At 68.1% G+C, this 25,641-nt stretch carries 24 protein-coding genes and 2 pseudogenes; 13 read left to right on the forward strand and 13 right to left on the reverse strand.

Annotated features, from left to right (window positions below):
* Positions 1 to 249 precede the first annotated feature (249 nt).
* Complete coding sequence (locus VT50_RS34720) at positions 250 to 1,461, forward strand: pyridoxal phosphate-dependent aminotransferase (RefSeq protein ID WP_046086922.1); 1,212 nt, start codon at positions 250 to 252, stop codon at positions 1,459 to 1,461.
* Positions 1,462 to 1,532: 71 nt separating this feature from the next.
* Positions 1,533 to 1,943: an SCO4983 family protein gene (locus VT50_RS34725; protein ID WP_046086921.1), complete on the forward strand. Its 411-nt coding sequence runs from the start codon at positions 1,533 to 1,535 to the stop codon at positions 1,941 to 1,943.
* A gap of 74 nt (positions 1,944 to 2,017) precedes the next feature.
* Here VT50_RS34725 and VT50_RS34730 read toward each other — a convergent pair whose 3' ends face one another.
* Entirely contained in the window at positions 2,018 to 3,868 is a 1,851-nt protein-coding gene (locus tag VT50_RS34730; protein WP_046086939.1) for a phosphoenolpyruvate carboxykinase (GTP), read from the reverse strand.
* Positions 3,869 to 4,137: 269 nt separating this feature from the next.
* Here VT50_RS34730 and trhA point away from each other — a divergent pair, with 269 nt between their 5' ends.
* Positions 4,138 to 4,839 carry a PAQR family membrane homeostasis protein TrhA gene (trhA, locus tag VT50_RS34735; RefSeq protein ID WP_046086920.1) on the forward strand — a complete coding sequence of 234 codons (702 nt, stop codon included), beginning with the start codon at positions 4,138 to 4,140 and terminating at the stop codon, positions 4,837 to 4,839.
* A gap of 1 nt (position 4,840) precedes the next feature.
* On the forward strand, positions 4,841 to 5,542 hold the full coding sequence (locus tag VT50_RS34740; RefSeq protein WP_053048602.1) for a TetR/AcrR family transcriptional regulator: 702 nt from the start codon (positions 4,841 to 4,843) through the stop codon (positions 5,540 to 5,542).
* A gap of 599 nt (positions 5,543 to 6,141) precedes the next feature.
* On the opposite strand, the gene VT50_RS34745 is transcribed toward VT50_RS34740, so the two are convergent.
* Positions 6,142 to 8,175 (reverse strand): thioredoxin domain-containing protein, encoded by a 2,034-nt coding sequence (locus tag VT50_RS34745; RefSeq protein ID WP_046086919.1) that lies wholly within the window; start codon positions 8,173 to 8,175, stop codon positions 6,142 to 6,144.
* A 240-nt stretch (positions 8,176 to 8,415) separates the two neighbouring features.
* On the opposite strand from VT50_RS34745, the gene VT50_RS34750 reads away from it, so the two are divergent.
* Positions 8,416 to 8,982, forward strand: coding sequence for a Uma2 family endonuclease (locus tag VT50_RS34750; protein WP_046086918.1), 567 nt, complete (start codon positions 8,416 to 8,418; stop codon positions 8,980 to 8,982).
* A gap of 908 nt (positions 8,983 to 9,890) precedes the next feature.
* On the opposite strand, the gene VT50_RS34755 is transcribed toward VT50_RS34750, so the two are convergent.
* From VT50_RS34755 to VT50_RS34765, 3 genes and pseudogenes are all read right to left on the reverse strand, one after another.
* Positions 9,891 to 10,517, reverse strand: a complete 627-nt coding sequence (locus VT50_RS34755) for a DUF4365 domain-containing protein (RefSeq protein WP_240529426.1) — start codon at positions 10,515 to 10,517, stop codon at positions 9,891 to 9,893.
* A gap of 209 nt (positions 10,518 to 10,726) precedes the next feature.
* Entirely contained in the window at positions 10,727 to 10,924 is a 198-nt protein-coding gene (locus tag VT50_RS34760) for a hypothetical protein (protein WP_046086917.1), read from the reverse strand.
* 44 nt (positions 10,925 to 10,968) lie between these two features.
* A pseudogene (locus VT50_RS34765) lies at positions 10,969 to 11,139 on the reverse strand (DUF255 domain-containing protein); the annotation flags it as partial.
* Positions 11,140 to 11,261: 122 nt separating this feature from the next.
* Here VT50_RS34765 and VT50_RS34770 point away from each other — a divergent pair.
* Positions 11,262 to 14,540, forward strand: a complete 3,279-nt coding sequence (locus tag VT50_RS34770) for a tetratricopeptide repeat protein (protein ID WP_206269533.1) — start codon at positions 11,262 to 11,264, stop codon at positions 14,538 to 14,540.
* Between the two features lie 51 nt (positions 14,541 to 14,591).
* Here the strand turns inward: VT50_RS34770 and VT50_RS34775 are convergent, their stop codons facing one another.
* Positions 14,592 to 14,864: a hypothetical protein gene (locus tag VT50_RS34775; protein WP_046086936.1), complete on the reverse strand. Its 273-nt coding sequence runs from the start codon at positions 14,862 to 14,864 to the stop codon at positions 14,592 to 14,594.
* Positions 14,865 to 14,871: 7 nt separating this feature from the next.
* Positions 14,872 to 15,744, reverse strand: a complete 873-nt coding sequence (gene mca, locus VT50_RS34780; RefSeq protein ID WP_046086916.1) for a mycothiol conjugate amidase Mca — start codon at positions 15,742 to 15,744, stop codon at positions 14,872 to 14,874.
* Between the two features lie 96 nt (positions 15,745 to 15,840).
* Here mca and VT50_RS34785 point away from each other — a divergent pair, with 96 nt between their 5' ends.
* Entirely contained in the window at positions 15,841 to 16,245 is a 405-nt protein-coding gene (locus VT50_RS34785; RefSeq protein WP_046086915.1) for a DUF4307 domain-containing protein, read from the forward strand.
* Positions 16,246 to 16,433: 188 nt separating this feature from the next.
* Complete coding sequence (gene greA / locus VT50_RS34790; RefSeq protein ID WP_046086914.1) at positions 16,434 to 16,931, forward strand: transcription elongation factor GreA; 498 nt, start codon at positions 16,434 to 16,436, stop codon at positions 16,929 to 16,931.
* A gap of 101 nt (positions 16,932 to 17,032) precedes the next feature.
* Here greA and VT50_RS41570 read toward each other — a convergent pair.
* Positions 17,033 to 17,596, reverse strand: a pseudogene (locus VT50_RS41570) (phage terminase small subunit).
* A gap of 197 nt (positions 17,597 to 17,793) precedes the next feature.
* Here VT50_RS41570 and VT50_RS34805 point away from each other — a divergent pair.
* Positions 17,794 to 18,393, forward strand: a complete 600-nt coding sequence (locus VT50_RS34805; protein WP_046086913.1) for a hypothetical protein — start codon at positions 17,794 to 17,796, stop codon at positions 18,391 to 18,393.
* A gap of 357 nt (positions 18,394 to 18,750) precedes the next feature.
* Here the strand turns inward: VT50_RS34805 and VT50_RS34810 are convergent, their stop codons facing one another.
* Both VT50_RS34810 and VT50_RS34815 read right to left on the reverse strand, forming a co-directional pair.
* Positions 18,751 to 18,978, reverse strand: coding sequence for a DUF397 domain-containing protein (locus VT50_RS34810; RefSeq protein ID WP_046086912.1), 228 nt, complete (start codon positions 18,976 to 18,978; stop codon positions 18,751 to 18,753).
* Positions 18,971 to 19,855, reverse strand: a complete 885-nt coding sequence (locus VT50_RS34815; RefSeq protein ID WP_046086911.1) for a helix-turn-helix domain-containing protein — start codon at positions 19,853 to 19,855, stop codon at positions 18,971 to 18,973. The genes VT50_RS34810 and VT50_RS34815 overlap by 8 nt, the downstream gene beginning before the upstream one ends.
* A 237-nt stretch (positions 19,856 to 20,092) precedes the next feature.
* On the opposite strand from VT50_RS34815, the gene VT50_RS34820 reads away from it, so the two are divergent.
* The 4 genes from VT50_RS34820 (at position 20,093) to VT50_RS34830 (ending at position 22,910) form a co-directional block, all read left to right on the forward strand.
* The gene (locus VT50_RS34820) at positions 20,093 to 20,536 is read left to right on the forward strand and encodes an ATP-binding protein (protein ID WP_046086910.1); all 444 of its coding nucleotides are present in this window, start codon (positions 20,093 to 20,095) and stop codon (positions 20,534 to 20,536) included.
* A gap of 673 nt (positions 20,537 to 21,209) precedes the next feature.
* Positions 21,210 to 21,467 (forward strand): helix-turn-helix domain-containing protein, encoded by a 258-nt coding sequence (locus VT50_RS40770; protein ID WP_075200379.1) that lies wholly within the window; start codon positions 21,210 to 21,212, stop codon positions 21,465 to 21,467.
* 301 nt (positions 21,468 to 21,768) lie between these two features.
* Complete coding sequence (locus tag VT50_RS39180) at positions 21,769 to 21,954, forward strand: hypothetical protein (protein WP_143645310.1); 186 nt, start codon at positions 21,769 to 21,771, stop codon at positions 21,952 to 21,954.
* 86 nt (positions 21,955 to 22,040) lie between these two features.
* Entirely contained in the window at positions 22,041 to 22,910 is an 870-nt protein-coding gene (locus tag VT50_RS34830; protein ID WP_046086935.1) for an aKG-HExxH-type peptide beta-hydroxylase, read from the forward strand.
* Between the two features lie 5 nt (positions 22,911 to 22,915).
* Here VT50_RS34830 and VT50_RS34835 read toward each other — a convergent pair whose 3' ends face one another.
* From VT50_RS34835 to VT50_RS34845, 3 genes are all read right to left on the reverse strand, one after another.
* Entirely contained in the window at positions 22,916 to 23,599 is a 684-nt protein-coding gene (locus VT50_RS34835) for a pentapeptide repeat-containing protein (RefSeq protein WP_046086909.1), read from the reverse strand.
* Positions 23,600 to 23,831: 232 nt separating this feature from the next.
* Positions 23,832 to 24,629, reverse strand: a complete 798-nt coding sequence (locus VT50_RS34840; RefSeq protein WP_046086934.1) for an ABC transporter permease — start codon at positions 24,627 to 24,629, stop codon at positions 23,832 to 23,834.
* Between the two features lie 5 nt (positions 24,630 to 24,634).
* On the reverse strand, positions 24,635 to 25,609 hold the full coding sequence (locus VT50_RS34845; RefSeq protein ID WP_046086908.1) for a daunorubicin resistance protein DrrA family ABC transporter ATP-binding protein: 975 nt from the start codon (positions 25,607 to 25,609) through the stop codon (positions 24,635 to 24,637).
* Positions 25,610 to 25,641 lie beyond the last annotated feature (32 nt).

Raw genomic sequence — 25,641 nt, forward strand, 5'->3', positions numbered from 1 at the left:
TCCCTTACTCGTTCAGCGGAACGATTGGGTGAAGTGCGTGAACGATAGCCAGCCAACCCGTTCGGGCCAACCCTTCTCTCGCGGAAATTAACGCCGGAAACAGACTCGTTATCCCGCGCGGCTTGGCGCGCCTGTGCGGCGCACGGGATCGCGGCCGCCCCGCCCGGCACTCCCGCACACCGTCCACGTGGCGTCCACGTGGCGAAAAACACCGAGCGGCTGCGGATACGCCGCCGTAAGGTGGCCGACATGCAGGTGATCCAGTCCACGAAGCTCGCCAACGTCTGCTACGAAATCCGTGGCCCGGTGCTCGAGGAGGCGATGCGGCTGGAGGCGGCAGGACACCGCATCCTTAAGCTCAACACCGGGAATCCGGCGACGTTCGGCTTCGAATGCCCCCCGGAGATCCTCGAGGACATGCTCCGGAACCTCGGCGACGCCCACGGCTACGGCGACGCCAAGGGCCTGCTGTCCGCGCGGCGCGCGGTGATGCAGCACTACCAGACCCAGGGCATCGACCTCGACGTCGAGGACATCTTCCTCGGCAACGGCGTCTCGGAGCTGATCCAGATGTCGATGCAGGGGCTGCTGGACGACGGCGACGAGGTCCTTGTCCCGGCCCCCGACTATCCGCTGTGGACCGCCGCGGTCTCGCTCGCGGGCGGCACCGCCGTCCACTACCGCTGCGATGAGCAATCGGACTGGCTGCCGGACCTCGCCGACATCGAGCGCAAGGTCACCGACCGCACCAAGGCGCTCGTCATCATCAACCCGAACAACCCGACGGGCGCCGTCTACGGCGAGGAGATGCTGCGCGGCCTCACCGACATCGCCCGCCGCCACCAGCTGATCGTCTGCTCGGACGAGATCTACGACAAGATCCTCTACGACGGCGCCACCCACACCCCGACCACCACCGTCGCCCCGGACCTGCTGACCCTCACCTTCAACGGGCTCTCCAAGGCGTACCGGGTGGCGGGCTACCGCAGCGGCTGGCTCGCGGTCTGCGGCCCGAAGTCGCACGCCGCCAGCTATCTGGAGGGGCTGACCATCCTGGCCAATATGCGGCTGTGCGCCAATATGCCGGCGCAGCACGCGGTGGCCACGGCGCTCGGCGGCCGTCAGTCGATCAACGACCTGGTGCTCCCCGGCGGGAGGCTGGTGGAGCAGCGGGACACGGCGTACGAGCTGCTGACCCAGATCCCGGGCGTCACCTGCGTCAAGCCCAAGGGTGCGCTGTACGCGTTCCCCAAGCTCGACCCCAAGGTCTACAAGATCAAGGACGACCGGCAGATGGTCCTGGATCTGCTGCGGGCCGAGAAGATCATGATCGTGCACGGCACGGGGTTCAACTGGCCGGAGCCGGATCACTTCCGCATCGTGACGCTGCCCGCCAAGAAGGACCTGGCCGACGCGGTGACCCGGATCGGGAACTTCCTGGACGGATACGGCCAACCCTAATCTTCTAGTTGCCGCTCAACTTTAGACAGAGTCTAAGTTAGGATGGTCTCCTCACCTCCTGGAGGCCATCCATGTACGAACCGATCCGCACCAAGTCGGTCCACAGCATGGCCGAGCCCACGCCCGACTTCCCGCACCGATCCCGCGAGGAAGAGCTGGACATCCGGCTGGCCGGACATCTGACCGCACTGCTCACCGTGACGGACGAGCTGCGCACCCTCACCCCGGACCCCTCCCTCGACGACGCCGCCCAGCGCCTCGCCGAGCAGGCCGCCCGGCTGCGCGACGGCCGCGCCCCGCTGCGCGCGGCGCCCACGACGGCGGCCACGGACCCGACGCATATCGCCGCCCTCCACCAGCGCGCCCACACCCTGGCCGGATGGGCCCTGGTCGTGGCCACGTCCCGGGAGGACACGGCGGCCACGACGCTGGCGGCCGAGCGCATGCGCTCCCACGCGTCCGCCCTGGGCCTCGCGGCCTGAGACAGACGGCCGGGGCCCGTGCCGCAGCGCTGCGGCACGGGCCCCGGCCCACGGAGCGCGGTGGCGGTGGCGGCTCAGCCCAGGCGCTTCACCAGCGCGTGGTACTCGTCCCACATCTCCTCGGGCGTGTGCTCGCCGAAGGTGTTCAGGTGCTCGGGCACCAGCCCGGCCTCATCACGCCAGACCTCCTTGTCGACCGTGAGCAGCAGCTTCAGCGAGGCGTCATCCAGGTCCAGACCGTCGGTGTCCAGCGCCTCGGGCGTCGGCAGCACCCCGATCGGGGACTCCACGCCCTCGGCCCTGCCGTCCAGGCGGTCGACGATCCACTTCAGCACCCGGCTGTTCTCGCCGAAGCCCGGCCAGACGAAGCGCCCGGCGGCGTCCTTGCGGAACCAGTTGACGTAGTAGATCTTCGGCAGCTCGGCGGCGTCGGCGTTCTTGCCGACCTCCACCCAATGGCCCATGTAGTCGCCCATGTTGTAGCCGCAGAACGGCAGCATGGCGAACGGGTCGCGGCGCAGCTCGCCGACCTTGCCCTCGGCCGCGGCGGTCTTCTCGCTCGCCACGTTGGCGCCGAGGAAGACACCGTGCTGCCAGTCGAAGGACTCGGTCACCAGCGGAACGGCGCTGGCCCGGCGGCCGCCGAAGAGGATCGCCGAGATCGGCACGCCCTTGGGGTCCTCCCATTCGGGCGCGATGATCGGGCACTGACCGGCCGGGACGGTGAAGCGGGCGTTGGGGTGGGCCGCGGGCGTCTCGCTCGCCGGGGTCCAGTCGTTGCCCTTCCAGTCGGTCAGATGGGCGGGCGGCTCCTCGGTCATGCCCTCCCACCACACATCGCCGTCGTCGGTGAGCGCCACATTGGTGAAGACCGAGTTCCCCCACAGGGTCTTCATCGCGTTGGCGTTGGTGTGCTCACCGGTGCCGGGCGCGACCCCGAAGAAGCCCGCCTCGGGGTTGATCGCGTACAGCCTGCCGTCCTCGCCGAACCGCATCCAGGCGATGTCATCGCCGATCGTCTCGACCGTCCAGCCCGGGATGGTCGGCTCCAGCATCGCGAGATTGGTCTTGCCGCACGCGCTCGGGAACGCCGCGGCCACGTACTTGGCCTCGCCGCGCGGCGGGGTGAGCTTGAGGATCAGCATGTGCTCGGCGAGCCAGCCCTCGTCCCGCGCCATCACGGAGGCGATGCGCAGGGCGTAGCACTTCTTGCCGAGCAGGGCGTTGCCGCCGTAGCCGGAGCCGTACGACCAGATCTCCCGCGTCTCAGGGAAGTGCGAGATGTACTTGGTCGGGTTGCACGGCCACGGCACATCGACCTGGCCCGGCTCCAGCGGGGCGCCGAGGGTGTGCACGGCCTTGACGAAGAAGCCCTCGTCCCCGAGGACGTCAAGGACCTCCTGCCCCATGCGGGTCATGGTGCGCATGGAGACCGCCACATAGGCGGAGTCGGTGATCTCGACACCGACCGCGGAGAGCGGCGAGCCGAGCGGGCCCATGCAGAAGGGCACGACGTACATGGTCCGGCCGCGCATCGAACCCCGGAAGACCCCCTGCTCCCCGGCGAAGATCTCTCGCATCTCGTCGGGGTGTTTCCAGTGGTTGGTCGGGCCCGCGTCCGCCTCCTTCTCGGAGCATATGAACGTACGGTCCTCGACGCGCGCCACATCGCTCGGGTCGGAGGCGGCGTAGTACGAGTTGGGGCGCTTGATCGGGTCAAGGCGGGTGAAGGTGCCCTTCTCGACGAGCTCCGCGCACAGGCGGTCGTACTCCGCCTCCGAGCCGTCGCACCACACCACCCGGTCGGGCTGGGTGAGGGCGGCGATCTCGCGGACCCAGGAGACGAGCTCCTGGTGGTTCGTGGGGCTCGGGGTGGTGGTGTTCGGGGTGGTGGTGTTCGGGGTGGTCGTGAGGGAGGAAGCCACATTGCTGGGCGCCACGATCGCTCCATCCCGCCGGAACCGCACATGCTCCGGCGTCTTGATTGAGGGTTTGGACGGATATGTGCACTCATATCCGTTTATGGAGACAGCTACCCCTTGGGGGCTGCGACCCGGATGCTCAGCTCATCCGGTGCCGACCGCGCTCATTTGATCATCCGACTGTACGGGGCATCTGTCCAGTGGGCGCCTTGGTGACCATCACCACTCGACATGGATCGGTAACTTACGGTGGCGTAGGTAGCATGAGCGCCATGACTGCCGCCGCGCCCGATGCCGCCGTTGAGAATCCCCCAGGGCCCGAAGCGACCCCACCGCTCCCGCTGAAGCCGATGCTGCGCGGCTGGCTCCATGCCGGCATGTTCCCCGCGGCGCTGGTCTCGGGTGTGGTGCTGACAGCCCTCGCCGACAGTCCGCGCGGGCGGCTGGCCTGCGCCATCTACACGCTCACCGCATGTGCGCTGTTCGGCACCAGCGCCCTGTACCACCGCGGCAATTGGGGTCCGCGCACCGCCGCGGTGCTGCGGCGGCTGGACCACGCCAATATCTTCCTGATCATCGCGGGCACCTATACGCCCTTCACCCTGCTGCTTCTGCCCCAGGGCAAACAGCAGCTGCTGCTGTGGCTGGTGTGGGCCGGGGCGCTCGCCGGAATCGCCTTCCGGGTCTTCTGGGTCGGCGCCCCCCGCTGGCTGTACACCCCGTGCTACATCGCGCTGGGCTGGGCGGCCGTCTTCTTCCTGCCCGACTTCCTGCGCACCGGCGGCATCACGGTGATGACGCTGATCGTCGTCGGCGGGCTGCTCTACAGCGTGGGCGCGGTGATCTACGGCACCAAGCGCCCCAACCCGTCGCCCCGCTGGTTCGGCTTCCACGAGCTGTTCCACAGCTTCACGCTGGCCGCCTTCGTCGTGCACTACATCGGGATCTCCCTGGTGGCGTATCAGCACGCCTGAGATGCCCGAGGACACACCGCCCGCGTCCCGGACCGGCCACGGACCCACGTCGCGGTCCGACCACGAGCCCGGGCGCGGGCTGCGCGAACGGAAGAAGATCAAGACCCGGCAGGCGATCCGGCGCGCTGCCCTGCGGCTCTTCGCGGAGCAGGGCTACGAGGCCACTCCGGTGGACCGGATCGCACGGGCCGCCGACGTCTCCACCAGCACCGTCTTCCGCTACTTCCCGGCCAAGGAGGACATCGTCCTCACGGACGAGTACGACGCGCTCATGGCGGAGGCGATCCGCGACCGCCCGCCGGACGAACCCCCGGCCGTCTCCCTGCGCCATGCGCTGGTGGGGCTGCTGGGGCCCTCGGCGGGCGAGGAACGCGAGGAACTGCTGGCCCGGCTGCGCCTCATACGAGAGGTCCCAGCGCTGCGCGCTCGGATGAGCGGCTGTCTGGCCGACAGCGGTGGGCTGCTGCGCGAGGCCCTGGCCGAGCGCGGCGGCCGGGCCCCGGACGACTTCGAGGTACGGATCGCGGTGGGCGCCGTCCTGGGCGCCCTGCGGGAGGCCGTCTTCCACTGCCTGGACCACGGCCCGACGGCAACCGCGGCAACCGCCACCACCCCCACCCCCACAGCCACCACATGCGCCGAGAACATGGCGACGGCCATCAACCGAACGCTCGATCTGCTCGCCCGAGGCCTGCCGCTGTGAAGGCTCTACGACCAGCAAGGCACCCCAAGCCGCGCCAAGGGCCAGCCTGAGCCGGTCCGAAGGCGACCCAAGCCGGTCCGAAGACCAACCCGGCCCGAGCCGAGGCCAACCCCGAAGCACCCCAGAGCCAACCGCAGGGCAGGCCGAAAGCAAGCCCGAGCAAGCCCGAGGACAACCCAAGCCAGTCCGACGGGCGACCCAAGCCGAGCCGAAGACCAACCCGGCCCGAGCCGAGGCCAACCCCGAAGCACCCCAGAGCCAACCGCAGGGCGGGCCCAAAGCCAGCCCGAGCAAGCCCGAGGACAACCCAAGCCAGTCCGACGGGCGACCCAAGCCGAGCCAAGGGCCAGCCGGGCCGGGCCGAGGGCCAGCAGTCCGAGCCGCCCACCACAACCGGTTCCACCCCGGGCCCCGCTGCTCAAGCGCCGGAGGGGCTGAAATCAGCCCCTCCGGGGTCCAGGGGCGGAGCCCCTGGTTCGGGAAGGGGCGGGTCGGGGAACGCCCGCCGCAGGCGTAACCGCGGTCCATGCGCACCCCCGGCCGGGGCGCGGTCCCACCCAAGCTCAGCCCCCAGCCTGCCGGAGCAGCCCCGCCCGCGCTCAACCCCCCAGCTTGGCCGTCAGGGCCTCGACATCGGCCGTAGGCGCATCGCAGGTGAAGCCGCGGCAGACGTATGCCGCCGGGCGGCCCTCCAGGAGGGGGCGGTCCTGCAGGAGCGGGAGCTCGTCGGAGCCGGGCTCGCCGACCGCGACGACCACCCCCGGGGCGGTGGCGAGCAGCGCGGCACGGTGCAGGGCGCGGGTCGCCGGATCGTCGTCGGGGCCGACCACGGCCACCTCGCGCGGCCCGTCGAGCCGGGCCTCGGCCACGGCCAGGCCCCAGCCGACGAAGCGCGGCACCCGGGAGCCGAGGGCCCGCACCACGGCGAGGGCACGCTCGGCACCCTCCCGATGGCGCGCTCCACCAGTGATGGCGGCATAGGACAGCAGGGCCCCCGCGGCGGCCGTCCAGCCGGACGGCGCCGCGTTGTCCGTCGGGTCCTGGGGGCGGCGGATGAGCGCCTCGGCGTCGTCGGCGGTGTCGAACAGCGTGCCGTCCTCGTCCGTGAACCGGCTCAGCACGGTGTCCAGGAGCAGCCCGGCGAACTCCACCCACGCGCTGTCGCCGCTGACGGCGGCGAGCGCGAGGAAGCCCTCGGCCACATCCCCGTAGTCCTCGAGCACGCCCGCGTGGCCACCCGCGGTGCCGTCGAGCGAGGTGCGGGCCAGCCGCCCGCGCTGGTCCATGTGGATGCGAACCAGCAGCTCGGCGGCTTCGGTCGCGGCGTTCACCAGGTCGGGGCGGTCGAAATAGGCACCGGTCTCGGCGAGCGCCGCGATGGCCAGCCCGTTCCACGCCGCGACGATCTTGTCGTCGCGGCCGGGCCGGGCCCGCAGCTCCCTGGCGGCCAGCAGCCGCTCCCGTACGGAGCAGACGCGGGCGGCGTCCGTCAGCCGCTCTCCATCGGGCAGCTGGAGCACGGAGGCCCCGTGCTCGAAGGTGCCCTCCCGCGTGACGCCGAAATACCCGGCGGCGAACTCCGCGTCGGCCTCCCCCAGCACCTCGCTCAGCCGCTCGGGGGTCCACACGTAGTACGCGCCCTCGACATGCCTGCCGGTGCCGTCGTCGCTGTCGGCGTCCAGCGCGGAGGCGAAGCCGCCCTGTTGGGTGCGCAGCTCACGGACCATGAAGTCCGCCGTCTCCAGGGCGACCCGGCGCGCGAGGTCCGAGCCGGTGGCCCGCCAGAGATGGGCGTACACGCGGCACAGCAGCGCGTTGTCATACAGCATCTTCTCGAAGTGCGGCACGGTCCAGGTGGCGTCGACGGAATAGCGGGCGAAACCGCCACCGAGCTGGTCGTAGATACCCCCGCGGGCCATCGCCTCGCAGGTGGCCGACACCATCTGGAGCGCGCCCTCGGAGCCGGTGCGGGCATAGTGGCGCAGCAGGAACTCCAGCGCCATGGACGGCGGGAACTTCGGCGCACCGCCGAACCCGCCGCGGATGGCGTCGAATTCGCGGGTCAGGGCCATGAGCGCGCTGTGCAGATCCTCCTCGCCCGGCGGCTGCGGCGCGTCCGAGCCCAGGGCGATACCGCCGCGCTGGGACAGGTCCTCCACGATCCGCCCGGCGACATCCCGCACCTCGTCGCGGCGATCCGACCAGGCGGCGCTCACACCCTCCAGCACCTGCCGGAAGGACGGCATCCCAGGCCGGGGGCGGGGCGGGAAGTACGTGCCGAAGTAGAACGGCTGGGCCTCGGGGGTCAGGAAGACCGTCATGGGCCAGCCGCCCTGGCCGGTGGCGGCCTGCACCGCCTCCATATACACCGCGTCGACATCCGGCCGCTCCTCGCGGTCGACCTTCACGGAGACGAAGTGGGCGTTGAGATAGTCGGCGGTCGCCTTGTCCTCGAACGACTCGTGCGCCATGACATGGCACCAGTGGCAGGCCGAGTACCCGACGCTGAGCAGCACCGGCGCCCCTCGCCGCTCGGCCTCCGCGAACGCGTCGGGCGACCAGGGCCACCAGTCGACCGGGTTGTCCGCGTGCTGAAGCAGATAAGGCGAGGTCGCACCAGCTAGCCGGTTCATACGCTCCAGCCTCTCACAGCGCCTGGCGCGAACAGCGAAACCTTCATCAGCCCCCGCTTGGCCGAATTGCGCTTATGGGCCATCACATGGTGGGCAACTCGTCCTCCGAAGGTTGGCATCCGAAGGTTGGCATCAAACCCTTCCTGGCGCTTCCGCGGGGTCGGGCAGCCCGGCACCTCGAAACAGTAGGCTGGGCGCAGCAGCGCCGGACCTGCCAAGGCCTCTCGAAGGAGGTACATCATGACTGCCGAGATGGTGGCGCCCGCGTGGATGCATGCGCAGATCAGCGCGGAACAGTACGACTCCTGGTCCGAGGAGCAGTGCGCCGGCATCGAGATCGTGGACGGGATGGTCGTTGTGAGCCCGAGCGCCTCCAAACGGCACAACCGGCTGGCGCGGATCCTGGCCAATGCCCTGGACGCCGCCGCAGGCCCGGACTGGAACGCCGACACGGACTTCGACGTCCGCCTGCAGGACGTTCCGCTCACCAACCGCCGTCCGGACGTCATCGTCTACCGGGCGGAGACCATCGACCTCACACCCACCCGTCCCGAGCACGTGCTTCTGGTCATCGAGGTCGTGTCGCCCGGTTCGGAAACAACTGACCGGATCGTGAAGGTGGACCAGTACGCCAAAGCCGGCATCCCCTTCTACTGGCGGGTCGAGCAGGCCGCCACCGGTGTCCCCATCATCTATACCTATGTCCTCGACCCCGCCACCAAGGCTTACAGGGACGGCGACATGTTCACCGGCGCCATCAAGACCGCCGCGCCCTTCTCCGTCACTGTCGACCTGGAAGCCGTCTGACAGCGCTGAAAGATCATTTCCGCATGACGGAGCACAAGGGAAAGCGGAAATTCCGGGAGCACCTGGAGGCTCTTTTCGCTGCGGCCGGCTCCTCTAAGCCAGCCGCCATTTGCTCTACGAGCAAGGATCGAATAGGGCGAACTTCCCTGTCCGTGCAGCGCATCAGCGATTGGCGAACCGGAAAGCATATACCGACAAATAAGCTATTTCGAGAGTTTCTCCGTGCGGTCGACATCTTGGCTCGGCAGCGAAACACCGCTCTCCCTGCCACACTCGCCGACCCGGCAGTCTGGGATCGCTTACTACGCGCGGCACGAGCCAAGACTGCCACTCCGGCACAGGGCGAATCGCGTCACATCACGGCTGGCGCAGTCCGGATCCCGATCGGCCCGGTGACTGAGTCCGGGCCCCTGGAACTGGGCCTGCACCGAACGAGTCGCCCTGAGGGTGCTCCTCCGCTACCGACCTATGTACCACGGGACGCGGACAGCACAATCTCGGCTCAACTGGTAGAAGCCGGGGAGACCGGTGGCCTCGTCCTATTGGTCGGCGAGTCCACAGCCGGAAAATTGCGGTGCGCCTTCGAGGCTGTACGACGCGAACTGTCCGCGCTGCGCGGCCTTACTGCCCCCGAGCGGGTCTTGACCTTCCGCGCCTTTGCCCGAGCAGTTGCGGACGTGGACAACTACCCCACGCGCCGTTCGGCACGATCGGCCCTGCGCTCCCCTTCGGGTCACCTACATTGATGAGACATTGAAGTGACCGGCGCGACGTCAGATGTCGCAGCGCCAAGGAACCGCAGTGTCAGGCAAGATCGCTCTGCTCGACCGGTCGGCGCCACCACTCTGTGGATTTGAAGCACCCAATGAGCGAGTGTGCTTCCGCACTGTTGAGGATGACACTGCCGATCATCGGGATGGGATAAAAGCGGAGCATTTCCTCCTGAACTGCACGGGATCCCAGTCGAGATCATGATGTAGCAGGACTGCGAGTGGCTCCCCACGCTGCTGCCAGAAGATCATGGGCTCGCCGTACTCGTTCTCGAAGGGCTTAACGATGTCGTTCGGAGTGAACTTAACGTCCGCCATGTCAGCCCAACGGCCAACCCCTTGACGTTCCCAAACCAGCAAATTCCGCATGCCCTGCACGAAAGCCCCAATAGTGTCGTCGTCCAGCACGGACTCCCGTGAGACAACAACAGATTTCAACGTCTTGCGCAGCGCGTCGGCTCGGCGCAGCTGACGTGTCGCATTGGCCCAGAAAAGGCCTCCCCGCTCAGGATCATGGACTACGCAGAGCACCGGCAGACTACCGTCGCGCCAGTTGCCCCCGTGACCCCCGACTCGGACGCGATGGCCCTTTCTGGTACGCGTCGAGACTCCACCTTTAACCTGCACGGCTATGGAGTCTGCTGTTCGCTCGCCGTTCTGCACGAAGGTGACGTGCAAGTCCTCACCGTGGTCGTTACCGCCGTCGACCTCCTGCACGATGTGCCCGTGGCGCTCCAACAGCGCACGCACCTCATTCACGGCCATGCGCCCAACGCGCCGGCTCTCAGGCACCTTCGGCATCCTGCCCCCGCCCCTTTGCCCTACGGGGACAAGGCTAGAACAGGCAACAACGTACCAACCACTCCTAAGTAAAGGACAGTGCATCCGGGACGAGGCCGCCCCCGGCACGAAGAGGCTTGCGCGGCTGATCGCGGTGAACCTGCGATCACCGTTCCATGCCCGCCGCTCCGTGCTCAGAAAGAGACCAGGGCAACGGGCGGGCAGGTCATCTCCTGCTCGCCTGTTACGAGGTCAGGTTGCCTCGGGTCGTCCAGCTCTAGGATCGCCATGACGCTCGACCACTTCTCCATGGACCAACCAGGTGAGGCGGCTAGCTGCTCCTGCGTCCAGGCGTCGATCTGGGCGTCAAGGTCATCACCTTCGGTGCTCATGGCGCCGCTTTATGGCGTCACGCCTGGTTGGCACTTATGGGTTCAGCAAGTGCATTGGCACCATGGCAGCTCGAATAGCCGACGCTCAGCAGCACGGGCACCCCACGGCGACGCGCTTCCTCGAACGCCTCGTCCGACCACGGCCACCACTCGACCGGGTTCTCGGCGTGTTGCAGCAGATAGGGGGACGTCTCATGCGCCAGGCGGTTCGGCATGGGTCCATCCTCTCCCACCCGGCGAAGCAGGCGAAGTTATCCACAGGGGAGTTATCCACAGGCCTGCCGGATAGGACCCAGAAACGGGACACTGAGGGCACTGCTGCAGGAGGGGGATCACCATGCCAGCGTCACTGGCGGTGCTGCGGGACAGCCACCGGACGGAGGTCGAGCGGCTGCTGTCGCGGGCCGTGGAGGAGGAGGTGCGCCGCTCGGGCGGGCGCACCGACGGCGGGGTGCTGCTCAGCCGGGCGCGCGGCGCGCTGGACGAGATGGCCGCCACCGCCGCGGAGGAGTACGGGGCGTATGTGCGCGCGCTGGAGGAGTCGGGCACGGGCGGCGGGCCGCTCTCCGCCCGGCTGTCGCGCGGGCGGCTGGGCACCCCGGCGCTGGCCGCGGCGGTCGCCGCGGTGGCGGCCTTCGGCGCGGACCTCGGGTACGGCACCTCGGCGGGCACGGCGCTGGGCGCGGGGGTCACCGCCGCCGTGGCCGGGTCGGCCGCCGCCGTCGTCAAGCTCACCGCGGGCCACTGGCCCGCCGCGCACCGCCAGGCCGCGCTGCGCAACCAGCCCGGTGGGGCCGAGCAGTTGCGGCTTCAGTGGCTCACGGCGGTCGAGGTGCGGGGCATCCGGCCGTTCTTCGACCAGCACCGGATGACCACGGCCGCCACCCGCCAGGGCGGCGGTCCGGCGAAGCGCTCCGGCTCCGCCGGCGGGCAGCCGAAGCTGCGCGGCGCGGACCGCAGCCAGGCGGCCCGCAGGCGCACCGTGCTGGAGCAGTCCTTCGCCCATCTCCCCGAGGCGGACGGCCCGTTCGCCGGGCGCCATGCGCAGATCACGCAGATCGCGCAGTGGGTGCGGCAGGCCCGCGCGTCCACGGAGACCAAGCCCACGGTGGTGCTGCTGGAGGGCCCGCCGGGCTCCGGCCGGACGATGCTCGCCGTGCGGGCGGCCCACCATCTGCGCGATGAGTTCCGCGGCGCGTGCCTGGTCGACCTGCGCGGCGACAGCCCCGAGCAGGCCCCGCTGCCGACCCGCGACGCGCTGCTGCACCTGCTGAACCGGCTCGGCGCACCGCGCGACCAGCTGCTCTTCCGCGAGCGCTCCTCGCAGGACCAGCACATCAGACGGCTCACCGAGCTGTATCACCAGTATCTGACCGGGCTGCCGGTCACCATCGTGCTCGATGACGCCCGCGACGCCGAGCAGGTGCGCACGCTGATCCCCGAGCGATCCGACGGTCTGGTCCTGATCACCTCGCGCGCCCCGCTCGGCCTGCCGGACGACCTCGCCGCCTGGGTGCACCGGATCGAGGTGGGCCCGCTGGACGAGCCGGGCGCCGAGGAGCTGCTGCGGGAGTCAGCCGAGGAGCCCACCGGCGCGGGCCCCTATGACGGGCAGTCCGTGGAGCGGATCGCCGAGCTGTGCGGGCGGCTGCCGCTGGCCCTGCGGATCGCGGGCTCCTCGCTCGGCCCCCGCTCCCCCGCCGCCCTGGTCACCGACCTGGAGGGGTACGGCCCGGTGGGCCCGATCGAGCGCGCCCTGTGGCTGCGCTACACCGACCAGCAGGAGGGCGCCCGGCGGCTGCTGCGCCGGCTGGCGCTGGCCGGGCGGGCCAGCCTGGGCGGCGCGGCGGCCGCGGCGCTGCTGGACGCCGATGAGCAGGAGGCCGGCCGCCATCTGGCGGCGCTCGGCCGGGCCGGGCTGATCCAGCATGTGCGCGGCAGCCGCTACCGCCTCCACGACCTGGTGCGCTCCTTCGCCCATGCCCGGCTGCTTGACGAGGAGCAGCCGGAGCAGCGCACCGCCGCGCAGGAGCGGCTGATCCGCAGCTATGCCGAGCTCGCGGACTCGGTGATCCGGCTGGTCGACGGCAAGACCTCCACCCGTGCCGACATCTTCGGCAAGGGCGCGGCCCACGGCTTCGGCTCGCTGGACGCGGCGCTGCGCTGGCTGGACGACGAATCGAGCTTCATCACCGCCGCGCTGCGCCATGCCGAGGGCGTGGACCAGTCAGCGGTGCTCCACCTCCTGGGCGCCCTGTGTGACTACTGCCTGCTGCGCGGCGACCTCTACCGGCTGGGTGAGATCAGCGAGCTCACCCAGGCGGTCGACCAGGGGCTGCTGATGCGGTCCGTGCAGTGGCGCACCGGTATCGCGGCCCGCCAGCTCGGCGAGCTGGACCAGGCGCGCACCACGCTCTCCTCGGTGGTGGACCTGTATTTCGAGGCGCAGCACCAGGCGGGCGCGGCCCGCGCCCTGTGCAGCCTCGGCATCACCCTGCACCACCAGGGCAATCTCGTGGAGGCCGCGGCCAAGCTGCGCGAGGCGCTGGAGCTCCAGCGGGCCGAGGAGCTGCGCGGCGACCGGGCCTGGACGATGCACGCCCTGGCGGCGGTGGAGCGCGACCGGGGCGGGCTGACCGAGGCGCTGGAGCTGCTGGGCGAGGCCCTTGAGCTGCATGAGGAGAGCGAGAGCCTGCACGGCCAGGCGTGGGCGCACTTCCAGCTCGGCCAGGCATGTCTGCGGATGGGCGATGTGCCGCGCGCCGAGACCGAGCTGGGGGACGCGCTGGACGCCTACAGCCGCACCCATGACCAGCGCGGTGAGGCTTGGGCGCTCACCCAGCTCGCCCGGGCCCGGCTGGTGGCCGGGGAGGCGTCGGTGGCCGTCGACCAGCTGCGCCAGGCCCTCACCCGCCACCGGGAGAACGAGGACGCGCGCGGCGAGGCCTGGACGCTGTACTACCTGGGCCAGGCGCTGGAGGAGCGCGGCGACCATGACTCGGCGGTGCGCGAGCTGGAGCGGGCCCGCACGATGTTCAGCCGGATGCGGGATGTGTACGGGCTGGCGTGTGCCCGTCACCACTCGGCGCGGGTCACCCGTGATCTGCGGGCGGCGCAGACGGGCTCGCTGCGCAACAGCGGCTTCGCCCGGCAGCTGCTCCAGGACGCGCGGCAGGACTTCCACCGGGTGGGGGTGGCCCATGGCGAGGCGTGGTCCTGTATCGAGCTGGCGGTGATCGACGCGGGAAACGGCAAGGCGGCGCAGGCGCTGGAGCTGGTGGACGAGGCGGCCGTGCTGTTCGCGGGGTACGGGGACCGGCGCGGCCGTTCCTGGGCCCGCTTTCTGCGCTGCACCCTGCTGCCGTTCGCCTCCGCCGGGGGCTCGGTCATCGGCACGGCGGTGGCCCAGGAGGAGCTGGCGGAGCTGGTGCGGGAGATGCGCGAGGAGGGCACGGCGGGCGATTCCCGGCTGGAGGGGTGCGCGGAGGCGTTCGCGCTGGTGCTGGAGCGCGGCGTCGAGCCGGAAACGGGGTGGCAGGCATGGCAGCTCGGCATGGTGCCGAGCCGCCACTCGCGCGAGGTCATGGCCGTGCTGCCGGACCGGCCCCGTGCCTGAGCGAGCGCTCCGCAGAGGCGGCGAAGAGCGCCGATCGGGCCCGGCCAGGGTTCAGGCCGTGCGCTCCTCGCCCTTGGCGCCCTTGGCGGTGCCCTTGGCACCTTCGGTGGAGGCAGCCGCCGGAGCCTTGCCGGGCTCCCCCGGCGCCTCCTCGAAGTTCACCCGCTTCATGTGCTTGTTCATGGACTTCATCAGCAGCCACACCGCCGCGCCGATCACGGCGAAGACGATGAAACCGAGGACGCCCGGGGTCACCTTGTTCTCGTCCAGGTCCTTGGCGAGCGGGACGAGATGCGTCATGGCGAGGGTGCTGGTGGCGCTCATCATGGGCTCAATTGTTGCGGATGCCCGCGAAGAGGTCGTCCTCGGGGAGGGAGGTGTCCACGAGCGACTTGGCGAGCTCGTACTCCTCGGTGGGCCAGACCTCCTTCTGGATGTCCATGGGCACCCGGAACCAGCCGCCGTCGGGGTCGATCTGCGTACGGTGCGCGATCAGCGCCTTGTCGCGGATCTCGAAGAAGTCGGCGCAGGGCACATAGGTGGTCAGGGTGCGCTCGGGGCGTCCGAACGTCTTCCAGCGCTCCAGCCACTCCCCGTACGGCGAGTCCAGCCCTCGGGCCAGCAGCGCCTCGTGCAGCGCCACGGTGCGCGCCCGGTTGAAGCCCTGGTTGTAGTAGAGCTTCTGCGGCTGCCAGGGCTCCCCGGCCTCCGGGTACTTCTCGGGGTCACCGGCCGCCTCGAAGGCCAGCACCGAGATCTTGTAGGTCATGATGTGGTCGGGGTGCGGATAGCCGCCGTTCTCGTCATAGGTGGTGATCACCTGCGGCTTGAACGAGCGGATCAGCTTCACCAGGGGCTCGGCCGCGGCCTCCACGTCCTGCAGCGCGAAGCAGCCCTCGGGCAGCGGCGGCAGCGGATCGCCCTCGGGCAGTCCGGAGTCCACGAAGCCCAGCCACTCCTGCCTGACGCCGAGGATCTCGCGCGCCTCGTCCATCTCCTTGGCGCGGACCTCGTGAATGTTCTCCTCGATGTAGGGGTCACCCTGGAGCTTGGGGTTGAGGATGGAGCCGCGCTCGCCGCCTGTGCAGGTCGCGACCAGCACGTCCACCCCCTCGGACACGTACTTGGCCATGGTGGCCGCGCCCTTGCTCGACTCGTCATCCGGGTGCGCGTGCACGGCCATCAAACGCAGCTGCTCAGTCAAGTTCGATCCTCAGTGATTCGTCGTGGAAGACGGCTTCTATAGTGACCTAAACCGGGGACGAATAATTCCGATCTCCCCCCAGCAGGAGGAACGCCCATGGCCGCGGTGCGCGAGGGGCTGCCCGACGGGCGTTACGGCCGGTCCGCGGACGCTCGGGCGGACCGGACGCTGAAGATCGTCGGCGCGGTGCTCGGTGCCGGGCTGCTGGCCCTGATCGCCTGGTTCGGGTATGACTACATCGCCGGTCAGGACGTCAGCGGCCGGTTGACCGGTTTCAAGGTGGTCGCCGACGACGCCGTCGAGGTCCGGCTGGAGATCACCAAGGACAAGGGCGCCACGGGCGTCTGTACGGTGCGTACCCTAGACGAGTACCACGACGAAGTGGGCCGGAAGGACTTCACCTTCGGCCAGCACCAGGAGGACATGGTCAAGGTCGTCACCGTGCGCACCACGGCCCGGGCGACCAGCGCCGAGCTGATCGACTGCACGCCCGTTCGATAATCGAACTGGACGTGTCGGGCACCTGGCCCGATCTGACCAGCACTGACGCGTTTCCTGCGCATTGCGCCCAGTTCCCTCCTCCCCGTTTCTTGCCGGAATTGTTAGGCTCGTGGTTTCGCCCAGCTACGAAGGCGCACCCTTCTGAGTAGGGCGTTCATTTGTATTCCCAGTACCGACGAGGAGCACCTGTGACCCAGACCAGCGAGAACGTCACCTGGCTGACCCAGGAGGCGTACGACCAGCTCAAGGCGGAGCTGGAGTACCTGTCGGGTCCCGCACGTATCGAGATCGCGAAGAAGATCGAGGCTGCCCGGGAGGAGGGTGACCTCCGGGAGAACGGGGGTTACCACGCCGCCAAGGAGGAGCAGGGCAAGCAGGAGCTCCGAGTGCGTCAGCTGACGCAGCTCCTGCAGCAGGCGAAGGTCGGCGAGGCACCCGCGGACACCGGCGTGGTCGCCCCCGGCATGGTCGTCACCATCGCCTTCGACGGCGACCCCGACGACACCCTGACCTTCCTGCTCGCCTCCCGTGAGTACGCGAGCGCGGACGTCGAGACCTACTCGCCACAGTCCCCGCTGGGTTCGGGTGTGAACGGCAAGAAGGTCGGCCAGGACGCGGAGTACGAGCTGCCCAACGGTCGCACCGCCTCGGTGCGCATCCTGGAGGCCAAGCCCTACCAGGGCTGAGCGCCCGGTGTGGAGCCCCGGCCGAACGGCCGGGGCTCTCCCTCATCCCGCGCGCTCCCGTGGTCCGCGCCCCCGCGCTGCCACCCACCGGCTCGCCGACCTCATCCCGGTGGGAGAAGCGCGACGGGCCGACCAGCTCGACGAGGCAGAGGACCGCGAGGAGCGGGTCCTTCCCCCACCCCTTCATCCGCTGGAGGACGCCCTTGCGGTTGATGAACCGCCCGGCGTCGTCCACGGTGTACCAGTGGAGGACGGACCGGAGCTGTTCCCTGGTGAACTTCCAGGACCCGCTGTCCTTGGCGAGAAGGTCCTCCGAGCACCAGCCAGCGATCTGCCAGTTGAGCGTTTTGACGGGAAGGACCCAGCGGCCGAAGGTGTCCTTGACCCTGGTAGTCGGCGATGGCGAGGACCACGACCGGTGTCTCTTCCGGCTCGGGCTCCTGGAGCTCGATGCGCACGCGGCGCCGGTCCCCCTCGGTTGCCAGGAGGTTCCCGAGGGCGGAATACAGGGTCTGGGCCATCTGCGCCGACCGCTTGCCCGACTTCTTGTAGTGGGACAGGTCGTCACACAGGGTAAACGCCATCGCTCAGTCGGACTGCTGGTAGAAGTCGGCCTGGCCGGACTTCTTCAGCGAGTCGTAGAGCTCCTTGGCGATCAGAGCCAGTCAGGGTCCGCACGCGGAACCGTGACCTTGCGCATCATGCCGCGCTTGGTCTCCTGTTCGTCGGAGCCTTGCGGGCCCGCGGGCGAGCCAGATCCTCTTCGCGGTTCGGAACGGGGCCTCGAACGCCCACGGGCCACCTCCACGTCTGATGTGAAGTAGATGTGACGAGCATGGGCATGTGTCGACACAATCACGTTATGACGACATGGCTCTTGGCGATCCTCGCCGCGATTCTCAGCGCCGCAGTGGCGGTGTTTGGCACTTGGTACACGATGAAGGTCAACGCGGCCAAGGAGCGCTCGGACCGCGACAGTGAGCGCGCACGTGAGCTGCGGGACATCCTGATGGAGAAGCGCGACGCGATCCTTCAGGCCGAGGCAGCTCCGATTCGTGGGCCACTGAGGCCCATTGAAGCCGAAGCCGCGTTCCTGCACAGTGCGGAGCTGCGACACCGATTGAAGAGCAACTTCGAAGGTGCGGCTAACTCGTCGCTGATGGAGGGGGTCAACCGACTGGAAGTGGTCGAGACATACCTCGGTGACGCTATCGCCGACCTGGAAGCGGCCGTGAGGGGTGACCGTCTACCGGCCCCATCTCATAGGGCTGCCTGGTTCGACATGATTCGCGAGAATCAGCTCCCGTCACACCAGTCTTACCGAGAGATGGCGTCTGAACTGATGCGCCAGGACATCGATCCGGATTTTGAAGAACTGGCCTACGAGGATTTCTGTGAGGAGCGCGAACGCAGGATGCGACGTCGCCTGCCCTCACGGAAGTCGAGCGCCCCGAGGCGGTGAGTCCTCGGAGGGCGGGCGCCAGGCCAGGGGAGAGGGGCCCTGGGGCGCCTTGCGCGCTCGACCGAGACGGGCATCGGGCCGGGGGCAGTTTCGTCGTCGCTTCTCGGGAGCGCGCGGTCAGAGGAGGCCGATGGGCCTCGGTGCGGAGGAAGCGCCGCTCGATCGTCCGCCTCCTGCGGCTACGAGCGGCGGCCCCCTCCCTCGACGGCTTCCTGGCGTGATGCCACGAGCAAAGCAGCTAGCCGCGTGCGACAAGGGCCCCTGACCTAGCGGTCGGGTGCCCTAGTGTGCGTTGCGCCGAACGTCACGCAGCGACGGCGAGTGCGTGACGACGGCCAGGGTCGTGAACGAAGGAGGTCACGACGTCAGGGTGCCGTCCATGGCGGCAGCGACGAAGGTGGTCCAAGCCTGCCCGGAGAACCGCGCCGCGGGGTACTCCCTGTTCTTCGAGTCGCGCACCGCGATCCCGGAGGTGCCGGGAATCGGCGCGACCTCGACGCAGTTGCCATTGCCGGCGGTGTAGGAACTCGTACGCCACGCTGCACGCGTGAGGTCGACCTCGCGCAGGTCGGCCAGCTCATTCATCTCTGATCAGCTCTTCCTTGATACGTTCGACCAGCTCACGGCTATCTTCCTCCGAGAGCGCGGCACCGGACAAGTTGGTAAACAGACGGCTCAGGCGACGAAGAGCCAGCGGATCATCCCGGAACGCAGTGGTGTTCTCGGCTGACTCGGTGAATGCGACATCATCGGCATCCGAGTTCTTCCCTGTTCCGAAGAGCGTAAAAGCTCCAGTGCTGGCGCCCTTCTCGCCAGCCTGGAACGGGATGATCTTGAGGCTCACGTTGTCGAGGGCTGAAATCTCGATCAGGCGGTGGAGTTGCGCCCGCATCACGTCGCGCCCGCCGACCAGCAAGTGCAGGGCGGCCTCGGTCACCACCGCATCGAGGATCAGCGGCCCCTCCTCGCGCAGTCTCTCCTGGCGACGCGTCCGAACCTCGACGAGGCTGTCCACCTGGTCCGGGCCGAGCGCGGCATAACTGACACCGGTCACTGCCCTGGCGTACTCCTCGGTCTGCAACAGACCCGGGATCAGGAGTGGTTGGTACTCGTAGCAGCTCGTTGCCTCGGCCTCATAGGCGAGAAATTCGGCATAGTTGGCGCTGATCACGTCGTTGTAGGCGTACCACCACGGCGGGATTCGTTGACGGGCTTTGATCAGGAGCTCCTTAAGCTCTGAGAGCTTGGGCTCTTCGACCTCGTACAGCTCCATCAGCCCATCGAAGTCCTTCTTGGTGCAGACCCGCTTCGCAGTCTCGATACGGCTGACCTTGGAGTTGTGGCAGTTGAGGTGAGCGCCGACCTCTTCGGTGGTGAGGTCGTGCCGATCCCGCAGCAGACGAAGCTCGGTTGCCAGCCGCCGTCGCGCGCTGAGCGGGCTTCCGCCGGTGACGGCTGCCATTCGCCCTCCAACTGGACTGCTTCTGTAGGTGAGACCGAGGGTACCGCCTCGGTTCCGTCAACCCCGCTGGTCTCCATTGAGCCCTGCCGAGCATCATTTTGGCAATCTGCCACGCAATCGCTTGACCATCTGACTGTGCGCCATACATCATCTGAGTCATGACGCAGTGCGCCTCGGGCGTTACTGGACGTTGATCAGCCCTTCCCTGGCCTTGCCCGGGAGTGAGGAGGCGACGCGATGACCCGCCAGAAGGAAGCCCTGGAATACCGGCTGCGCACCGAGGCGGAGCCAAGCCAACTGATTGGGGTCCGCCGGAACGTCTCCACGCACCTTGATTTATGGGGCCTCGAACCCATGTCAGATGACGTGTGCATCGTCGCCACGGAGCTGCTGTCCAACGTGCACAAGCACGCCGGAGGAGGCCCGGCCGACGTCTCCCTCTGGTACCCCACCGGCGACACCCTCTGGCTGTTGGTCAGCGACTCCTCCTCCAACGTGCCGATCGTCCAGGACCCAGACGCCAAGACGACCTCGGGGCGAGGAATGAAGGTCGTTGCTGGACTCGCCGAGTACTGGTACGTGCTGCCGACGCGAACAGGCAAGATCGTGGCCTGCCAGTTCACTGTCCCGGCGAGCCTGCTTCCCACCCGCCGCGAGGCGCTGAAGAGGTGCCTGCCGTGACGCTGGTTGGTCGCGTGGTCCGCGAGCTGAACGCCTACCTGTGGGGACACCCCCAGGAACAGGCTCTCTTGGAGCCGTTATTTGCTGCGCTGCTTGACCATGCCCGCCAAGGCGGCTGTCTGCACGGCACCGGCCGTCCTCCAATCACCGCCGGCGCACTAGTGATCGATGAGCAGGGCCAAGTGCTCAAGGCGCGCAGCGAGCATGGAGCGTGGCGGTTCGTTGAGGCGCCACTGGTACCAGGGGACGCTACGCCGCGCTCTGCTGCGTTAAGAGTCATGCGCGAGACATTCGGGCCGCTGGAGGTATGGCCCTGGCCCACGTACGAGGAGATCCCCCTCGCGGTGGACGCGACACCCGCAGACCCAATGCGCGATCACAGCCGTGGAGGTACGGCTTCCGCTACGTCTTCGGAGCCTTCTCCTCGACGCTGCTTTCCGCAGCTCAGGACAGCGGCGCCGCTAATTGGATGCCGCGTACTTCAATCCGGTCGAATTCCCTTCAGGAGAGGGTGCGAGGAGTCCTCAATATCGGATGTACTGAATAAGACTCCCACCCCGGCCGAGGTCACATGTGTGCGAGCTCTCCAATCACTCGACCCGTGCGCAAGAGAGCTTGACCTTAGCCGGGGTGGGGTACCCACACGCGCCAACAAAAAGGAGGAGCGCGCTTAATGCATACACCGGTAATCGACCCGAAGGAGAGGCTGCTAGGTGGCCGACGCATCTCGGTCAGGGGCAACTTCAAGCGCGAGTACGATTCCGGAACGCCAATCCGTGTCCTGGTAGAGAAACCCGGCCGCTCGTACGAGTTCGTTCACAAGCTCCTAGAGAAGGCCGGTGTCACGTTCCGCGGCCGGGGAGGTGACACCAGGTCCCCCGAGGCGCGTAAGCGCCGTACAGCATGGACAGGGACCCACGGGACTAAGTAGTCGAGCCAAGCCCCGCCCTCCCAGTCAATACGGCAACGAACCCAACCGCCGTCACCCCGACAGGAAGGCGGGCGCCCACACCATATCCGGACGCCGTGCTGGCATTCCGGCATTTCAGCATGCCTTCATTCAATGAATTCACGAGTGGCATATTCCAATTCAAGAAATCATGGTTGTGGTGTTTTCGGCACCCCGTCAGGTCGGTAGTCTCCTAATCGCCGAAGAGGTTCCACGAAGTGATTGGAATCCTCTCCCGCTCACGCGCGTGATCCGTTCAGGAAGAATCGAAGAAGGAGGCGTGATGAGTACAACAATGACCCCGCCGCCGACCGTCGTCGGTATGTCCACCGACGCACTGTCGACCATCGTGGCGGCCGTCCAGGGCGACCCGGTGAGCCTCGCGGCCGGCATCCGGCGGCGGGTCGAGCAGTCCCGGCAGGGAACCCACGTTCAGATGATGGGCGGCTGGACGGACAACGACGCGTAGTCGTCTCCCAGCCCCTCTGATGCCCTGAGTGTGCCCGGAGCCGACGTCATGGCTCCGGGCACACTCTCACCAGGAAGGAAATGACTGTGCACTTCCTCAACATCGCCCACATCAGCGAGGCAATTGCCCGCCTCGTCCACGCCCAGAGCGGCGAGTATCCCCAGGACGCCCCAGCGCTGGGACCGGCCTACCGTCGAGCCATCTCCGGGCTCAGGCCCTTACCGGCCAAGGGCGAGGGCATCACCCTGTCCTACGAGGACGGTCCATGGGCGAGGTACTGCGAGACCGAGAGCATCTTCGAGCACATCTTCGCCGGGACCACTCACAGCGACGGGCCCACGCGCGAGCAGTGGGATGCGATGGTCCGCCGGGCCGTGCAGCACATCCACGAACTCAGTCCGGACCTTGGGCTGATGGTCGATCTGCTCGTGACAGATGTCGTGGTCGTCAACTCCAGGTCCGATGGCGGCGGGAGCACCAACACGCTACCCGGCCTGGTCGTCATGAGCCCCGGCGACTGGGACGTGCCCGAGTACGCCGAATGCCTCGTTCACGAGGGCCTGCACACGGGCCTCTTCGTAATGGATATGGTCTACGACATGTTCAATCTGCCGCCCAGCGAGATGGAGAAGGACGAGCACCGCGCGCTGTCCGCCGTCAAGATCGGCCAGAAGCGCCCGCTGCACGCCGCCTTCCACGCCGCCGCGGTGGCTGTCCCGCTGATGTACATGCAGCACCGCCGCGGTGTGGACACGCTCGTCTCCAAGTACACGACCTCGCTCCGTGCTGCATGCCGGGACATGAAGGCACACCGCCACGCCTTCACCCCTTACGGTCAAATGCTGCTCGCCGAGATGTCTGAGTGGGCTGAGGGTGAGCCGCTGGACTTCGATTACGTCACCCGATGCATCTCCAGCCCGGACTGGGCGGGCTTCGTGCCAGCGGTCACCACCTGACCCAGCTACTCGAAGAGGATGCCCGCTTCCCGTGCGAGGCTCAGGGCCAACTCCATCTGCCCTGGGCCTTGTACTGTGGCGCCCTTGAGGCTCGCGCCTCCGCCCACGTCAATGAGAGTGCAGTTCTCGAACCGCGCAATCCCGACCTGGCAGTTGGCCCACTGTGCTCCGGTCAGGTCGCAGCCCTCGAATTTCACATTGTGCATCTCGGCACCCTGGAAGTCCGCGCCCGCCATCTTGCAGTCGGTGAACACGACGGCGTAGAGCTTCATGTGGCGAAACAGGCCGGGGGCGATGACGCAGTTCTCCATGCGCACGTCCCGGAAGGTTCCAGACCTCCACGACGAGCCCGTGAATCGGCTCCCGCTCACCGCACACCGGATCAGTGAAACGTCCTGCGCACCTACTTCCGCGAAGTCGCACGTGGTGAAGCGGCAGTCGCTGAACTGGCTGCGGATCAGTCTTGTTCCGGTAAAGCGGGAGCTGTCGAACGTGCAGCCTTCCATTTCGACGGCCTCAGCCGTGAGCGCCACAAAGGGCGTTCCCTCGTACTGCACCCCACGAATCATCGCGTCGTCTTCCAGGCCATCTCTCGCCATCTCGGCCGACCGCAGGGTGGGTAAGACCTTCGGGGCAGTGGGGTTCTTGATGCGGGTGGTCCCGCCGCCTCGCCGAATCGCCTGAGTCATGCGAAGTCGATCCATTCGCCGGATGGTGTGGAGGGTGGAGACCAGAGTCTAGGCCGCGGAACCTCCTCCGATGGGCGATTGCGCTCCTCGAACGGAGGACTGGCGAAACCGCGCACTCGGCGCACCAAGCCACCTGCAAGTCTCAGGGTCAGAACCAAACGACACGAGATCGCGAAGGGTCCTGGTCCTTCGGGACCAGGACCCTTCGACCTGCATCGGGACGGCGTAGCCGTCAACCCGCCGCCCGGCGGTACTTGCGCACCGCCAGCGTCCGGAAGACCACGACGATCAGCGCCGAGTAGATCAGCGATGCCCAGACCGGATGCTGCATCGGCCAGGCGCCGGACTGGGACAGACCGGGGTCGCCGAAGAGCTGACGGCACGCCTGCACGGTGGCGCTGAACGGGTTCCATTCGGCGATATGCCGCAGCCACGGGGTCATCTGGCTGGAGTCCACGAAGGCGTTCGAGATGAACGTCACCGGGAACAGCCAGATCAGACCGCCGGAGGTCGCCGCCTCCGGGGTGCGCACGGACAGCCCGATCAGCGCCCCGATCCAGGTGAAGGCATATCCCAGAAGAAGCAGCAGGCCGAAGCCGCCCAGGATCTTCCCGACGTTGGTCGAGTCCGCGAATCCGGGACGCCAGCCCACGATCAGCGCGACGACGGCCAGCACCACCAGGGTGAGCGTCGTCTGCACCAGGTCGGCGAAGGTCCGGCCAGTGAGCACCGCGCCCCGGGCCATCGGCAGCGAGCGGAACCGGTCGATCAGCCCCTTGTGCATGTCCTCCGCGATCCCCGCGCCCGCGCCCGCGGTGGCGAAGGTCACGGTCTGCGCGAAGATCCCGGCCATCAGGAAGTTCTTGTAGACGTCCAGGTCGGTGCTGTTGCCGATCTTCATCGAGCCGCCGAAGACGTAGGTGAAGAGAATGACGAACATCACCGGCTGAACCAGCCCGAAGAGGACCATCTCCGGGATCCTGGTCATCCGGATCAGATTCCGCCGGGCGATGACCAGGGAATCGCTCATCGTGCTCACTTCGGCTCCCCCTTCCCGGCGCCATGGCCGGATCCGGTGCCATAGCCGGTGAGCGAGATGAAGACGTCGTCCAGGGTCGGACGGCGCAGCCCGATGTCGTCGATCTCGACACCACGGGTGTCCAGTTCGCGGATGACCTCGGCGAGCAGCTTGGCACCGCCCACGACCGGGACGGTGACCTTACGGGTGTGCTCCTGCACGGTCGTCTCGCCCTTGCCCAGGACCCGCAACACCTCCTCGGCCGCCGCGATGTCCTCGCGCTCATGCACCACGACCTCCACGCGCTCGCCGCCGATACGGGCCTTGAGCTGGTCGGAGGTGCCGCGGGCGATGACCCGGCCGCGGTCGATCACGCAGATGTCATCCGCCAGATGGTCCGCCTCCTCCAGATACTGCGTGGTCAGCAGCAGCGTCGTGCCCCCGGCCACCAGCTCCTGGATGACCTCCCACAGCGCCTGTCTGTTGCGCGGATCCAGACCGGTGGTGGGCTCGTCCATGAACATCACGGGCGGGCTGACCACCAGGGCCGCGGCGAGGTCCAGCCGTCGGCGCATTCCGCCGGAGTACGTCTTGGCGGTGCGGTCCGCCGCCTCCGCGAGGCTGAACCGCTCCAGCAGCTCACTGGCGCGGGCCTTGGCCTCCCGCGCCCCCATCTGGTAGAGCTGGCCGACCATGTGGAGGTTCTCACGGCCGGTCAGGTATTCGTCCACGGCGGCGAACTGACCGGACAGCCCGATGGAGCGACGGACTTCGTTGGGGTTCTTGAGTACGTCCACCCCCGCGACCACCGCCGTTCCGCTGTCCGGGCGCAGCAGCGTGGTGAGCACGCGCACCGCGGTGGTCTTGCCGGCGCCATTGGGGCCGAGCAGTCCGAGCACGGTTCCTTCCGGTACGTCGAGATCGACGCCGTCCAGAGCCTTTACGTCACCGAAGGTCTTCACCAGACCCTCGGCGTGAATAGCGCCTGGCATGTTGGCACTCCCGGGGTTGGGTCAGTTCCAGA

The sequence above is a fragment of the Streptomyces antioxidans genome (genome assembly GCF_000968685.2).
Lineage (GTDB): Bacteria > Actinomycetota > Actinomycetes > Streptomycetales > Streptomycetaceae > Streptomyces > Streptomyces antioxidans.

Excerpts from the sequence above, each read along its gene's own strand:
- VT50_RS34720 (WP_046086922.1), top strand. The coding sequence starts at position 250 with ATGCAGGTGATCCAGTCCACGAAGCTCGCCAACGTCTGCTACGAAATC.
- VT50_RS34725 (WP_046086921.1), top strand. The coding sequence starts at position 1,533 with ATGTACGAACCGATCCGCACCAAGTCGGTCCACAGCATGGCCGAGCCC.
- trhA (WP_046086920.1), top strand. The coding sequence starts at position 4,138 with ATGACTGCCGCCGCGCCCGATGCCGCCGTTGAGAATCCCCCAGGGCCC.
- VT50_RS34740 (WP_053048602.1), top strand. The coding sequence starts at position 4,841 with ATGCCCGAGGACACACCGCCCGCGTCCCGGACCGGCCACGGACCCACG.
- VT50_RS34745 (WP_046086919.1), bottom strand. The coding sequence starts at position 8,175 with ATGAACCGGCTAGCTGGTGCGACCTCGCCTTATCTGCTTCAGCACGCG.
- VT50_RS34750 (WP_046086918.1), top strand. The coding sequence starts at position 8,416 with ATGACTGCCGAGATGGTGGCGCCCGCGTGGATGCATGCGCAGATCAGC.
- VT50_RS34755 (WP_240529426.1), bottom strand. The coding sequence starts at position 10,517 with ATGGCCGTGAATGAGGTGCGTGCGCTGTTGGAGCGCCACGGGCACATC.
- VT50_RS34760 (WP_046086917.1), bottom strand. The coding sequence starts at position 10,924 with ATGAGCACCGAAGGTGATGACCTTGACGCCCAGATCGACGCCTGGACG.
- VT50_RS34770 (WP_206269533.1), top strand. The coding sequence starts at position 11,262 with ATGCCAGCGTCACTGGCGGTGCTGCGGGACAGCCACCGGACGGAGGTC.
- VT50_RS34775 (WP_046086936.1), bottom strand. The coding sequence starts at position 14,864 with ATGAGCGCCACCAGCACCCTCGCCATGACGCATCTCGTCCCGCTCGCC.
- VT50_RS34785 (WP_046086915.1), top strand. The coding sequence starts at position 15,841 with ATGGCCGCGGTGCGCGAGGGGCTGCCCGACGGGCGTTACGGCCGGTCC.
- VT50_RS34805 (WP_046086913.1), top strand. The coding sequence starts at position 17,794 with ATGACGACATGGCTCTTGGCGATCCTCGCCGCGATTCTCAGCGCCGCA.
- VT50_RS34810 (WP_046086912.1), bottom strand. The coding sequence starts at position 18,978 with ATGAATGAGCTGGCCGACCTGCGCGAGGTCGACCTCACGCGTGCAGCG.
- VT50_RS34815 (WP_046086911.1), bottom strand. The coding sequence starts at position 19,855 with ATGGCAGCCGTCACCGGCGGAAGCCCGCTCAGCGCGCGACGGCGGCTG.
- VT50_RS34820 (WP_046086910.1), top strand. The coding sequence starts at position 20,093 with ATGACCCGCCAGAAGGAAGCCCTGGAATACCGGCTGCGCACCGAGGCG.
- VT50_RS40770 (WP_075200379.1), top strand. The coding sequence starts at position 21,210 with ATGCATACACCGGTAATCGACCCGAAGGAGAGGCTGCTAGGTGGCCGA.
- VT50_RS39180 (WP_143645310.1), top strand. The coding sequence starts at position 21,769 with ATGAGTACAACAATGACCCCGCCGCCGACCGTCGTCGGTATGTCCACC.
- VT50_RS34835 (WP_046086909.1), bottom strand. The coding sequence starts at position 23,599 with ATGACTCAGGCGATTCGGCGAGGCGGCGGGACCACCCGCATCAAGAAC.
- VT50_RS34840 (WP_046086934.1), bottom strand. The coding sequence starts at position 24,629 with ATGAGCGATTCCCTGGTCATCGCCCGGCGGAATCTGATCCGGATGACC.
- VT50_RS34845 (WP_046086908.1), bottom strand. The coding sequence starts at position 25,609 with ATGCCAGGCGCTATTCACGCCGAGGGTCTGGTGAAGACCTTCGGTGAC.